A 12,424-nucleotide genomic window follows, 5' to 3' on the forward strand; every position below is an offset into this window, starting at 1 on the left:
AGAAATTAAATGGTGAGCCATGCAGGATTCGAACCTGCGACCCTCTGATTAAAAGTCAGATGCTCTACCGACTGAGCTAATGGCTCTCATTAAGATATAAGCCTAAAGTTTGATGGTGGTCGAACTGTGTGACAAATCCCTGCGTGATTTGTCACAGATTTTAAAAGCTTGCCATTCGGGGAAGCTTGGCTTCGATGCTGCAATCTTTTAAAATCAGCTAATGGCTCGTTTAGTGTCATTTATGACGACGCTTTTTATAATATCATAGAAGATTATAAAAGTACAATACTTTTTTCAAAAAAGGATCAGCGTGTACACTGATCCTTTAATTAATTTTATTACATAATAGTTAGATAGCTACAAAGTCTGCTTTTCTATGCCCCTGAAGGAACGAATGAGTCATCGTAGCGTCTCTCTAAGTTTACGAATTTATTATACTCTTTAACAAAGGCAAGCTGCACTGTGCCTGTCGGACCATTACGCTGCTTGGCAATAATAATTTCGATGATGTTTTTATCCTCTGATTCTTTATCATAGTAGTCGTCACGATACAGGAAGGCGACAATATCAGCATCTTGCTCAATACTACCTGATTCCCGGATATCTGACATCATCGGTCTTTTGTCCTGGCGTTGCTCAACACCACGGGAAAGCTGGGACAAGGCGATAACCGGAACCTGTAATTCACGGGCTAATGCCTTTAGTGAGCGGGAAATTTCAGAAACCTCCTGCTGACGATTTTCTCCTGAACGTCCGCTACCAAGAATAAGCTGTAAATAGTCGATCAAAATCATACCAAGACCATGTTCTTGCTTTAGTCGTCGACATTTTGAACGGATATCAGTAATCCGGACCCCAGGGGTATCGTCAATGAAAATACCAGCATTAGATAAACTCCCCATTGCCATTGTCAGCTTACCCCAATCTTCATCGGTAAGCGATCCTGTCCGAAGTCGCTGAGCATCAATATTTCCTTCCGCACAAAGCATACGCATGACTAGCTGTTCGGCACCCATTTCCAAACTAAAGATTGCGATATTTTCTTCCGTCTTTGTTGCGACATTTTGGGCGATATTTAAGGCGAAGGCAGTCTTACCAACAGAGGGACGAGCGCCAACAATAATCAAGTCGTTGCGCTGAAAGCCTGCCGTCATTTTATCAAGCTCAGCAAAGCCTGTCGCAATCCCAGTAATATCACCTTTCCGATTATGCATCACTTCAATATTATCGTATGTCCGGACGAGAACATCCTTAATATTATGAAACGCACCAGCATTTTTGCGTTGGGCCACTTCAAGAATGCTTTTTTCAGCTTCTCCTAAAAGAACCTCAACCTCGTCTTCACGTGCATAACCATCTTGGGCGATCCCAGTTGCTGTCCGAATAAGCCTGCGCAGCAAGGATTTTTCTTCAACAATTTTCGCATAATATTCTATATTTGCTGCAGTCGGAACCGATCCTGCAAGCTCACTTAAATAGCCGACTCCACCGGTATCCTCCAAAAGCTTAGCTGCACTCAGTTCTTCTGTGACGGTAACTAAATCAACTGCTTTTCCCTCGTCGTTCAATTTTAACATCACATTAAAAATCTTTTGGTGGGCAGCGCGGTAAAAGTCCTCAGGGATTAAAATTTCAGAAGCTAAAGTGAGGGAGGAAGGTTCAAGGAAAATGGCACCAAGAACAGCCTGTTCCGCTTCAATATTTTGGGGCGGAAGACGATCTGCATATAAATCACTCATCTATTTATTAAACCTCCTTCAATTTTTCAGAAGAATGTTTTATGGAAACAACCTGAATTTTATTAAAAATATATGGCTCTAATCAAATTCGCCTTAGCGTATTTGCGTCCAGATTTTTATCGAGCTTGCTCGATAAATTCCTTAAAAAATCCGAGACATCCGCCGGAGGCTTAACTTTATTCAGCCGGGTTTAAACCCCCACTGAATTAGATACCTGTTTGCATTCATCACGCCACTTATAGAAGTGGAAGACTTTTGCTGAATAAAGTTAAACAATAATGTTGATTTTCCCGAGGGGGTATCCACATTAAAATAGGGACATTAGCTAAGTACATTATGAAGCCTAGAAAAAATGTGATCAGCAATAACCGATCACATTTTTTCCAACCCTTATATTTTATCATGTTTATTTGGAAATGGAACTTCCAATTTTAGTTTGTTTCTTTCACATGGACATTCAATGTAGCCATTACTTCAGTATGAAGCTTGACTGGAACCTTTGTATAGCCTAAAGAGCGAATCGCATCAGGCAATTCAATTTTCCGTTTATCAATTTTGATATTTTGTGCCTTTTGAAGTTCCTCGGCAATTTGCTTACTCGTAATTGAACCAAATAAACGGCCACCTTCACCGGCTTTCGTTGAGAATTCCAGTGTGATTTTATCCATTGTTTCTTTCAGCTTTTTTGCTTCTTCAAGCTCTTCAGCTGCAAGCTTTTCTTCTTTTTTCTTTTGGGCATTTAGTGTGCTGACAGCAGACTGGTTCGCTTCCACTGCCAAGCCTTGCTTAATAAGAAAATTTTGCGCATAGCCATCTGCTACATTTTTCACTTCGCCTTTTTTCCCTTTTCCCTTAACATCCTTTAAAAAGATTACCTTCATTCTTCTTTTCTCCCTTCAACATATTCATCAATTGCAGCTTTTAGGCGTTCTTCCACTTCATCTAAGGAAACATCCGTAAGCTGGGTAGCAGCATTTGTTAAGTGTCCCCCGCCTTCGAGGTTTTCCATAATGACTTGGACATTAATATCGCCTAAAGAACGAGCACTAACACCTATTACGTGCTCAGACCGTTTCGAAATAACAAAGGAAGCAACGACACCATCCAATGTCAATAACGTATCTGCAGTCTGTGCAATTAACACTTGATGAATTTCCTCGTCAGGCATCCCCATCGCAATGGCAATCCCCTCGCGATAAAAGTTCACCTTTTCAATTAATTTTGCACGTTTAATGTAATTGTCTACATCTTCTTTTAAGAATTTTTGCACGAGAACCGTGTCTGCCCCTTGAGCTCGCAAGTAGGAGGCCGCATCAAACGTTCTTGACCCTGTTCTTAACGAAAAGCTCTTCGTGTCAACAATGATCCCCGCTAATAATGCCGTCGCCTCGAGCATTTCAATTTTCCCATGCTTTGGCTGGTATTCCAGTAGCTCGGTAACAAGCTCGGCTGTCGAAGACGCATATGGCTCCATATACACGAGTAACGGGTTCTTAATAAATTCTTCGGCACGGCGATGATGGTCGATTACGATGATATTATCGAGTTTATGGATTAGCTTTTCCTCAATTACCATCGAAGGTTTATGTGTATCAACTACGACTAATAACGTATCATCTGTGGCCATTTCTAAAGCTTGCGCAGGACTAATGAACTTAGAAAATAAGATTTCATTCTTTTGGATTTCCTTCATCAGCCTTTGAATACCAATGTCAATTTCTTGGAAATTAATGACGACGTAGCCTTCCCGCTGGTTCATTTGTGCAATTTTTTGGATACCGATCGCTGCGCCAATTGCATCCATATCCGGGTGCTTATGGCCCATAATAATAACCTTATCACTTTCAGTTATTAGTTCTTTTAACGCATGGGCAATGACGCGGGCACGGACCCTTGTCCTTTTCTCGACCGGATTCGTTTTCCCTCCGAAAAACTTTACTTTCCCGTTTGTTTGTTTAATTGCTACTTGATCGCCACCCCGGCCGAGGGCTAAATCAAGACTTGACTGAGCAAGAATGCCAAGTTCGGGCAATGAGGAAACGCCAGTGCCAACCCCGATACTCAATGTTAAAGGTACATTTTGTTTAGAGGTTATCTCTCTAACTTCATCAAGAATTGTAAATTTCTCTTTTTCAAGAAACTGAAGAATTTGCTCGTTAAAGATCGCAATGAATCGTTCTGAGGAAATTCTTTTTAAAAATACCCCATTGTCTGTTGCCCATTTATTAAGGATGGACGTCACAATATTATTCAGACTGCTTCTCGTCTGGTCATCCATTCCTTGTGTTAATTCATCATAATTATCCAAGAAGATAATCGACAGCACTGTTCTTTCTTCCCGATACATTTTTTCAATTTCTTTTTGTTCCGTTACATCAAAAAAGTAAAGAAGCCGTTCCTCCCGTTTATGAATGATCCGAAATTTTCGGTCATGGAGGGTAATAATTTCCGTCTCTACTTCCTGTTTAATTAATGGAATAAGGAAATCTCCCACATCATAAAGTGATCTTCCCACTAACGTATCTTCATCAAAGCAAGATGTAAGAAATGGGTTCGTCCATTCAATGTAATAATCATCATTGATTAACATAATTCCGATCGGCATCTCCATCAAAGCTTCTTCACCGACTTTTTTTACCCGGTAAGATAATGTAGAAATATACTCTTCCGTTTCCTTCCTCTGCAAAAAATAAAGCTTAAATAAAAAATAAAACGGCAAGCCAATCAGAAGAATCCCAATTATACTTATAATCCAATTATAATACGCCAATATTCCGAGAAGCACCACTGTTATGCCCATCAATCCAAAGATTGGATAGCGAATGGACCGCTTTTCTAAATATGAAGGCATGCTTTCAGCTCCCAAACAGTAGTGTTATTCATCCGTCTTTTCTAATCTTTTCCTTAATCCAAACCCTAAGTCAATTATACCTAATATCCGCACAATAGAAAGAAAAACTGGGATCAAAAGTGTGAAGACTGTTACGACGATTGGAATAGCCCTTGGCAGACCTTTTTTATAACTAATATAAAATATAAACGATAAACCTTGAAAGACCATGATTAACTGAAGAGAAAAGGCAATATTTATTAAGGCCAGGAACCAATAGCTTCCCTCAGCAGGTTTAATAACAAATGACGCCAATATCGTAATTAAATAATACCAAAGAATACTTTTAGGCATAGTGAGCTCTCTAAAGGGTTTCCGGGGACCCGGATTGATCCCGAATCTTTTTATGATCGGAAAAGAAACCAATTCGATCAAAATAACAGCCATCAGAGACATCATTACGAATAAGCTAGGCGTTAATAATTCAATCGTCTCCAAAAAAGACTCAAATTGCTCCACCACGGCTCCATCTGTATTTTGCCCTATAGCATCAAGCATGCTCTTCGAACGATTGATGGATTCCTTCATTAGATCAATGACTTCCTCAATAAAGTTGATTTTGAAAAAGGCTACCGCAACTGCATATTGTAAGAGCAGATTTGCAAGGAAAACGAGAGAACCAGCAATAAAAGTAGCCCCTCGTCCTTTTTTCTCCTGGATAAAATAGCCGATTACAAGCCCTGTCATCCCATAAGAAAGGGTAAGCGGCACTGCTAAAATAGTCCCGACGATTAATGAAAGCAAAATAGCTGCAATTAAAAAAACAAATGCGTTCATACGCGTATTTTTAGCCGCAAATAAAATAAATGGCACTGCTAAAAATAAGTTGGTGGCGATGCCAAGTACAGGAACATAGATTGTAATTAGAATTAATACGGCGAAAGCAGCTAATAAAACGGCACCTTCCGTCAACTTATGTACATTTCTCATTTTTCCACCCCTTAAACTGGGTATACCCATAAAGTCTATTTTAACTAGTATTATATGAAGGTTCAACCTTACTGTTATAAAACATAGAAAAGGGATATCGTTTATGATATCCCTTTTCATATTGTGCGGCTCTCAGCGGCTAGGGGCTCAAGGGAAAAAAACAAAATCCTTTTTCCTCGGTCATAAGCCCCTAACACTAAAGAGAACTCCTTAGAATAGCCATCAAAGGAACAATCTGCTCTCTTATTGTCCCGAAGCCGCTTCCGCTTTTTCATATTTAATCCAACTTAAACTTATCTACTACTTCTTTAAGTTCATTACTTAATTCGGTTAATTGTTCAGCTGATTCTGCGACTGTCTGAAGAGCATGGACTTGTTCATCAGTAGAAGCACTTACTTCTTCACAAGATGCAGCAGATTGTTCAGCCATTGCCGCCATGATATGAATACCACTTGTTAGTTCTTCTTTACTCTCTGAAACACGATCCATTTCACTGTGAATAAAGAGGATGGATTCCTTCATATTCTCAACAAGATCAGAAATCGTATGAAAATTTACTTCTGTATCATTTACTACTTCTGATTGCAGATTAAAGTTTTCTTTCGTCTTGTTCATAGAATCTACAGCTAATGACGCCCCGCCCTGAATAGCTAAAATGGTTTGCTTTACTTCGTCTGTTGCTTTTACAGACTGCTCAGCCAACTTTCTAACTTCTTCAGCAACAACTGCAAATCCCTTTCCATGTTCACCTGCGCGGGCAGCTTCAATGCTTGCATTTAACGCTAACAAATTCGTCTGCGAGCTAATTTCAGTAATCGATGTCATAACCTTTTCAATTTGCTGAATTTTATTCTCTAAATCAAAAATAACTTCTTCCATTGAACCGAGGAAATTCTTTGATGTTTCAAATGATCCTTTTAAATGTCCAATTTGACTTATGCCTGAGCGATTGATTCCATCCGCTCTTTCTGCCAGGTTAGTCATTTCAGCTGTATGTTTGTTGATTTCATTTATTTTATCACTCAACTGATTCGATAACTGGTTAGCTGTTTCCGATTCCGCAGCTGCTTGAGATGCACCTTTTGCAATTTCATTAATAGCAGCTGCAATTTCTTCACTAGAGGCATTCGTTTCTTCAGATACAGCACCCAAGCTTTCCGCAGATTCTTTTACATTGCTTACAGATTCATTCACAATCAACATAGCTGATTTCATGTTATCTACCATGGTATTAAAATCACGGCCCAATTCCCCGAGCTCATCTTTAGTATTCACATTTGCACTCACGCTTAAATCTCCATTTGCTACTTGATTAACCGCCTCTTTCATAACTAAAATAGGCTTCGTTATCTTCGCTGCTGCAAAGTAAATAATAGCTATTACTATTGCTACGGAAATTAGTGAGATCAATAAAATATAGAATTGAATCTTTGTTGCACTTTCCAGCAAGTCTTTATACGTGTAAGCGGCTCCTACTTTCCAAGACGTACTTGGGACCGTTTGGAAAACGAGCAATTTCTTATCGCCATCTAACTCATAATGGCTAACCCCGTGTCCTTTCTGATCATCATACATTGCTTTGATAAACGGAAGGTCCATTAGGTTTTCATTTCGTAACGTTGGATGGACAACAGCAATTCCTCCTTGCGAGAAAACAAACGGATACCCGTTATAGCCAAGTTCCACTGCTCCAACCATGTTTGTAATGTTCGTAAGTTGAATATCTATCCCCATAGCCCCTACTATTTTCGAACCCTCTTTGATTGCGTATGAAGCGGTTACAACGTATTCTTTCGTCGCAGAATCTTCATATGGCTCACTCCATACAACCCGTTCTGGATTCGCTACTGCTTCTTTATACCAATCCCTTGATGTAGGATCAAAATCAGCGGGCAAATCAGCGGCAGGAACAATTTTTAAGTGTTTATTTGAACTCGCTACATAGATAGATGACACATCTTTATACGTTTTTACGTAGTTTGTAAATTCTTCATCTATTACCTTCGATGCATCTTCTCTTGCAAAATCAATGTCTTCTAGAGACTTAAGATAAACAGAAACATAATTTGATATAGCTAGATGTTGAAGATTTGTTGAATATTTATCAAGAAACAACTGAACTGAATTGTTCAATTCAGCTACAAGCCCTTCTGTTTGCTCAACAACATCCTTTTCAATTTGATGTTTCGTTTGAGAATTGACTAAATATCCTACTGAAGAAAGAGTTGCAATTAACAATGTAACAAACAATAGAATTAGTTTTCCTTTAATCGTTTTAAACATTACTTTCGCTCCTAATTAATTTGATAGAAAATAGGGGGCTACGAAAGCAGCATTAGTTGACATCAGAATCCTACTTTGCTTGCTCCGCCCATTAAAATAACTGTTCAATCTTTGTTCACAAAAACGTCGAAAAGAATACTATTATTGCACTATGAACATCGTACCATAAAAATTTTACCAATTTATTTAATAGATATTTAGTAATTTTCTGAATGGAGTGACAGTGTGGGTGATAGAGGATTGGATGTTGAGGTTTTTCAAAAAAAAAAAAAAAGACACCTGAAGTTGGTGTCTTTCGTTTAATTATTCACCTGAAACGTAAGGCAGTAAAGCCATTGTACGTGCACGCTTAATCGCAATCGTTAATTTACGTTGGTATTTAGCGTTAGTACCAGTTACACGACGTGGTAAAATTTTACCGCGCTCAGAGATGAATTTTTTAAGAAGATCTACATCTTTATAATCGATGTGAGTAATTCCGTTTGCAGTGAAAAAGCAAACTTTACGGCGTTTTGCACGTCCGCCTCTGCGTCCTCCCATAGCCATGGTCATTTCACTCCTTTATGGTTTATTTTATTTATCGATCAATTAAGGGCAGTGTTAAAACGGAAGATCGTCATCAGAAATGTCGATTTGACCGTCATTTGCAAATGGATCTTTGTCTACACGTGTGTAACCCTGATTATTTCGACTTGGTTGCTGCTGTTGATTCTGATTGTTGTTATTTCCGAATGGAAAATCCTGTTCCCTAGGAGCGCCATAGTTTGCATTTTCGCCTCTGTTGCCGGAATTTCTTGGCTCTAAGAATTGAACACTTTCTGCCATAACTTCTGTTACATAAACGCGCTTTCCATCCTGGCCCTCATAGCTACGAGTCTGGATTCTTCCATCAACACCAGCAAGACTCCCTTTTTTCAAGAAGTTTGCTACGTTCTCAGCAGGTTTTCTCCAAATCACGCAGTTAATAAAGTCGGCTTCCCGCTCACCCTGCTGATTCGTAAATGTACGATTAACAGCAAGAGTGAATGAAGCAACCGCTACTCCATTCGGTGTATACCGTAAATCAGGATCCTTTGTCAAACGACCGACAAGAACAACACGGTTCATCATCAGAATCAACTCCTTCCTCCTAATTAAAATGTTTCACATGGAACATTTTAGTTAAAAGTGCTTATCTATTATTTTTCGTTTCTAATCACAATATGACGAATGATGTCTTCGCTGATTTTCGCTAGACGAGAGAACTCGTCAACCGCTGGAGCTTCAGCATTAACATTCATTAGTTGGTAGTAGCCATCACGGAAATCATTGATTTCATAAGCAAGACGACGCTTACCCCAATCTTTTGATTCAGTCAACTCCGCACCATTTTCAGCTAAAATAGTGTTGAAACGCTCAACTAAAGCTTTTTTAGCCTCATCTTCAATGTTTGGGCGGATGATGTACATAATTTCGTACTTTTTCATCACTTTCACCTCCTTTTGGTCTAAACGGCCCGCAAACGGGCAAGGAGCAATTATTCATTACTCACAAGAAGAAAGTATAGCATAGAAATTGCGTAAAAGCAATGAATACTATCATTCATATTAATAAGAATAGGATCCTCTTGCTAGTCTTTGAATACAGAAATGTTCACCTTAAATTTAAAGGCTGTTTTCGCATGTATTGTTGATTTAACCTTCAAAGTTTGCCCGTTGATTTCCGCTGCGTGCACTTGCTTTCCGCGGGGAGTGACGGGAGCCTCGGCGTTACCGCGTGTGGGGTCTCCCGTTCCCTCTATTCCCGTAGGAGTCAAGTGCCCTCAGCTCCAATCAACTCAGATTATTAAATAAAAATCACATTATAAAAGCAACAAACTTTACGAAAACAACCAATTTAAAAATACCTTCGTATTTGTTCTACGAAGGTATTTCTGTCTGATTATTAAACGTTAAAACGGAAGTGGATAACGTCTCCGTCTTTAACGATGTATTCTTTTCCTTCTAAGCGGACTTTTCCTGCTTCACGGGCTGCACCCATACTGCCGCCAGCTAATAAATCATCATAGGAAACCGTTTCAGCACGGATAAAGCCTCTTTCGAAGTCTGTATGAATGATACCAGCACATTGTGGTGCTTTCATTCCCTTTCTGAATGTCCATGCACGGACTTCCTGTACACCGGCCGTAAAATAAGTCGCCAAGCCCAAGAGGTGATAGGCGGATCTGATTAATTGGTCAAGTCCGGACTCTTCAATCCCGAGCTCTTGTAGGAACATTTCTTTTTCTTCCCCTTCAAGCTCAGCAATCTCAGACTCAATCTTGGCACAGATCACGATTACTTCGGCATTATCTTTTTCAGCAAATTCTTTCACTCGCTGGACATATTCATTCGAAGATGGATCAGAAACATCATCTTCCCCCACGTTTGCTACATAAAGAACAGGCTTAATGGTTAATAAATGAAGGCCATTCGCAATCTTCAATTGTTCCTCAGTAAACTCAACCGTACGAGCAGGCTTGTCTGATTCGAAAGCCTCTTTTAACTTTTCAAGAATCTCAATTTCAATCATAGCCTCTTTGTCTTTTTGCTTTGCAAGCTTCCCAACACGGCCGATACGTTTCTCAACAGATTCCAGATCCGCTAAAATAAGCTCTAAATTAATCGTTTCAATGTCGTCTATCGGATCTACTTTTCCGGAGACGTGCGTTATATTGTCATCGGCAAAACAGCGCACTACTTGACAGATGGCATCCACTTCACGAATATGGGACAAGAATTTATTTCCTAACCCCTCACCCTTACTTGCACCTTTGACAATCCCTGCAATATCTGTAAATTCAAATGTTGTTGGAACAGTTTTTTTCGGCTGCACAAGTTCAGTCAGTTTGTTCAGGCGGTGATCAGGCACTTCTACGATTCCAACGTTCGGATCAATCGTACAGAACGGATAGTTTGCAGACTCCGCTCCCGCCTGGGTAATTGCATTAAATAAAGTAGACTTCCCAACGTTCGGCAAACCTACAATCCCAGCTGTTAAAGCCATCTATTGCCACTCCTCTATTTTAAAAATATCTATAATCATGCAAATTGATTTAATTCGTAACCCCTCACAATTATAGAGAGTTGCGAAGAAAAGCGCAAGGTGCCCGTTTATCGGCGACAAGCATAAGACGAGCCGGCAGAAAGGTTGTTCTTTAACCTTTTTGACGGATTGGCTTATGACCTCGAGCCGATGGCGCCTCCTCCTAAAAGCTATCGCTTTTACTCGTGCGATGATTACGCTGCCGAGGCCTTCCTTGTGAACTAGACAATAATAAAAAGACAAGTACCCCATCACTAGCGGATTATTCCTCGTGCTTTACAAGGATCTTTTTCATTTTTCGTGAAAATTCCCTTCGAGGGATTAATACACTGTGGGAACAGCCTTCACATTTAATCCGAATATCTGCCCCCATACGAATGATTTTCCAGCGATTCGTACCACATGGATGAGCTTTCTTCATTTCAACTACATCATTTAGGTCAAATTGCTTTTGCTCCACAATCAGCCCTCCATTTCTATTCTTGATTTCTTTCGATCTTCTTCATGCCGGGAATACATCACGAGGCGAGGAAAAGGAGCATCAATTCCATATGCCTCAAGACAAAGCTTAATTTCTTTTCTTAATTGACGGGCAATAAAAAATTGTCTCATCGGCAATGTTTCGGCGATAACTTTAATTGAAATATTTGAAACATCAAGGGTTTGGACGCTGAGAATCTCTGGCGGCTTCACCATATCCTCATACTTTTCAGGCAGTTTTTCGAGTAATTCCTTCAGTACCTGTTCAGCCTTGATAATATCACTTTCGTAAGCAATTTGAACATCTACAAAAGCCACACTGTTGTTCAATGAAAAATTCGTGACTTGATTGATGCTCCCATTTGGCAATATATGCATTTCACCCGTCCAACTTTTGATTTTTGTCGTTCTTAGACCAATCTCTTGAACTGTTCCGACAAACTGATCTACCTGAATATAGTCCCCTACAGAAAACTGATCTTCAAAAATAATAAAGAAGCCCGTTATAATGTCTTTCACAAGATGTTGTGCGCCAAAGCCAACCGCTACCCCAACAATTCCAGCTCCAGCCAATAAGGCCTTGACGTTAATATTCATCGTCTCTAAAAATCATCATTAATGAAAAAAAGAATGCGACATACGTAAGGATATTTATTAGTAGCTTTACTAAAGTTGCTTCACGCCGTTCGGAAATTCGAATGAGGGAGTGGGCTCTTTTTTTAAATATATTTTGGATCGCGAGTTTCCCTAACTTAATAACAAAACTAGTTATTATTATAATTATAATTATTTTAAGAAACCCTTCCCAACAGCTAGCCAGGTAGCTTCATTTGAAAACTTTTCTATCTTATCATTGATAATTTTATCAAAATAACCCATTTTCTCACCTGCTTTTTATTATGACGTCTTTTTGAAACATTTCCGCTTTCTAAGAAAGACTATTTTCTAAATGATTGTTGTTTTTAAATAGGTTTAATATGAAGTTGATTGGAGCGGAAGGTGCGAGACTCCTGCGGGAGAAGCGGGACAGGTGAGACC

9 protein-coding genes, 1 tRNA gene and 3 pseudogenes are annotated in these 12,424 nt (G+C 39.4%); all 13 read right to left on the reverse strand.

Translation table 11 applies throughout. The features are described from left to right. Window positions 1–10: 10 nt before the first annotated feature. Window positions 11–86: transfer RNA gene (locus BGM26_RS20280), tRNA-Lys, on the reverse strand. Window positions 87–374: 288 nt separating this feature from the next. Next, on the reverse strand, window positions 375–1,739 hold the full coding sequence (dnaB, locus tag BGM26_RS20285; protein ID WP_217042106.1) for a replicative DNA helicase: 1,365 nt from the start codon (window positions 1,737–1,739) through the stop codon (window positions 375–377). Window positions 1,740–2,170: 431 nt separating this feature from the next. Continuing rightward, window positions 2,171–2,620, reverse strand: a complete 450-nt coding sequence (gene rplI / locus BGM26_RS20290) for a 50S ribosomal protein L9 (protein WP_217042107.1) — start codon at window positions 2,618–2,620, stop codon at window positions 2,171–2,173. Next, complete coding sequence (locus BGM26_RS20295) at window positions 2,617–4,590, reverse strand: DHH family phosphoesterase (RefSeq protein ID WP_217042108.1); 1,974 nt, start codon at window positions 4,588–4,590, stop codon at window positions 2,617–2,619. Before BGM26_RS20295 ends, rplI begins: the two co-directional genes overlap by 4 nt. Window positions 4,591–4,614: 24 nt before the next feature. Then, window positions 4,615–5,559 (reverse strand): YybS family protein, encoded by a 945-nt coding sequence (locus BGM26_RS20300; RefSeq protein WP_217042109.1) that lies wholly within the window; start codon window positions 5,557–5,559, stop codon window positions 4,615–4,617. A gap of 277 nt (window positions 5,560–5,836) precedes the next feature. Next, window positions 5,837–6,367, reverse strand: a pseudogene (locus BGM26_RS22070) (methyl-accepting chemotaxis protein); the annotation flags it as partial. A gap of 417 nt (window positions 6,368–6,784) precedes the next feature. After that, window positions 6,785–7,843, reverse strand: a pseudogene (locus tag BGM26_RS22075) (HAMP domain-containing protein); the annotation flags it as partial. A gap of 303 nt (window positions 7,844–8,146) precedes the next feature. Beyond that, window positions 8,147–8,383 carry a 30S ribosomal protein S18 gene (rpsR, locus tag BGM26_RS20310; RefSeq protein ID WP_217042134.1) on the reverse strand — a complete coding sequence of 79 codons (237 nt, stop codon included), beginning with the start codon at window positions 8,381–8,383 and terminating at the stop codon, window positions 8,147–8,149. Between the two features lie 60 nt (window positions 8,384–8,443). Next, complete coding sequence (ssb, locus tag BGM26_RS20315) at window positions 8,444–8,953, reverse strand: single-stranded DNA-binding protein (RefSeq protein ID WP_217042111.1); 510 nt, start codon at window positions 8,951–8,953, stop codon at window positions 8,444–8,446. 68 nt (window positions 8,954–9,021) lie between these two features. Continuing rightward, window positions 9,022–9,309, reverse strand: coding sequence for a 30S ribosomal protein S6 (rpsF, locus tag BGM26_RS20320; RefSeq protein WP_217042112.1), 288 nt, complete (start codon window positions 9,307–9,309; stop codon window positions 9,022–9,024). A 457-nt stretch (window positions 9,310–9,766) separates the two neighbouring features. Then, window positions 9,767–10,867, reverse strand: a complete 1,101-nt coding sequence (gene ychF / locus BGM26_RS20325; RefSeq protein WP_217042113.1) for a redox-regulated ATPase YchF — start codon at window positions 10,865–10,867, stop codon at window positions 9,767–9,769. Window positions 10,868–11,168: 301 nt separating this feature from the next. Next, window positions 11,169–11,366, reverse strand: coding sequence for a DUF951 domain-containing protein (locus BGM26_RS20330; protein ID WP_217042114.1), 198 nt, complete (start codon window positions 11,364–11,366; stop codon window positions 11,169–11,171). 2 nt (window positions 11,367–11,368) lie between these two features. Beyond that, window positions 11,369–12,265: pseudogene (locus tag BGM26_RS20335) on the reverse strand (mechanosensitive ion channel family protein). Window positions 12,266–12,424 lie beyond the last annotated feature (159 nt).

The sequence above is a fragment of the Bacillus sp. FJAT-29790 genome (genome assembly GCF_019039215.1).
Classification (GTDB): domain Bacteria; phylum Bacillota; class Bacilli; order Bacillales; family Cytobacillaceae; genus Cytobacillus.

Excerpts from the sequence above, each read along its gene's own strand:
- ychF (WP_217042113.1), bottom strand. The coding sequence starts at position 10,867 with ATGGCTTTAACAGCTGGGATTGTAGGTTTGCCGAACGTTGGGAAGTCT.
- rpsR (WP_217042134.1), bottom strand. The coding sequence starts at position 8,383 with ATGGGAGGACGCAGAGGCGGACGTGCAAAACGCCGTAAAGTTTGCTTT.
- dnaB (WP_217042106.1), bottom strand. The coding sequence starts at position 1,739 with ATGAGTGATTTATATGCAGATCGTCTTCCGCCCCAAAATATTGAAGCG.
- rplI (WP_217042107.1), bottom strand. The coding sequence starts at position 2,620 with ATGAAGGTAATCTTTTTAAAGGATGTTAAGGGAAAAGGGAAAAAAGGC.
- BGM26_RS20300 (WP_217042109.1), bottom strand. The coding sequence starts at position 5,559 with ATGAGAAATGTACATAAGTTGACGGAAGGTGCCGTTTTATTAGCTGCT.
- rpsF (WP_217042112.1), bottom strand. The coding sequence starts at position 9,309 with ATGAAAAAGTACGAAATTATGTACATCATCCGCCCAAACATTGAAGAT.
- BGM26_RS20295 (WP_217042108.1), bottom strand. The coding sequence starts at position 4,590 with ATGCCTTCATATTTAGAAAAGCGGTCCATTCGCTATCCAATCTTTGGA.
- ssb (WP_217042111.1), bottom strand. The coding sequence starts at position 8,953 with ATGATGAACCGTGTTGTTCTTGTCGGTCGTTTGACAAAGGATCCTGAT.